This window comes from Dellaglioa sp. CoH-57-MRSF-21 (genome assembly GCF_056781915.1).
The window spans coordinates 1-473 of the sequence record NZ_JBXAXU010000057.1 but is presented as its reverse complement, the minus strand read 5'-3'; the positions used below and the strand labels follow the sequence as shown (position 1 = coordinate 473).

Here is a 473-nt window from a genome sequence, read left to right as displayed (position 1 = left end):
CGAACACTGCGCTGCTCGAACAGGATGATCCATTCAACATCATCTTCAGTCCTAATACTCCGCAGGTAAGCAGCAAGGACATTATCGTTGAACGTCAATTGGGCAAGCACCTGATCGTTCAGAACGCGAACCCATGGAATTCACGCAACCGCAATACGCTGGATTTTCAGGCCAATGTACGGGTGCTTCAGCCTCAAGAAATTTACCGGCTGCTACCGGTACGCGCCCGCGTCATGACAAAGCCCCAAACAACATTGCTCTCACGCGACAACGTAATCGGCATTAGAAGGACTTAATGAAATGGCACGAGCCAAGAACGACTATCAGGAACCCCGGGCATGCACCGTAGAACTTCCGAAGTTTCGCTATCTGGACGACGCGACGCGCTATCTGGCACGCGTGCGCGACGATGTGGACGAAACAGAAAACCTGATCCGTGTTCAGCAGAAGGCACTGGCATATTTGATGAAGCC

Annotated in this window: 1 protein-coding gene; it reads left to right on the top strand. The window is 52.0% G+C overall.

The genetic code is table 11. The features are described 5' to 3' along the window. A partial coding sequence (locus AC1RPQ_RS07905; protein WP_481762247.1) for a hypothetical protein occupies positions 1 to 296 on the top strand: 296 nt, incomplete at its 5' end. Positions 297 to 473 lie beyond the last annotated feature (177 nt).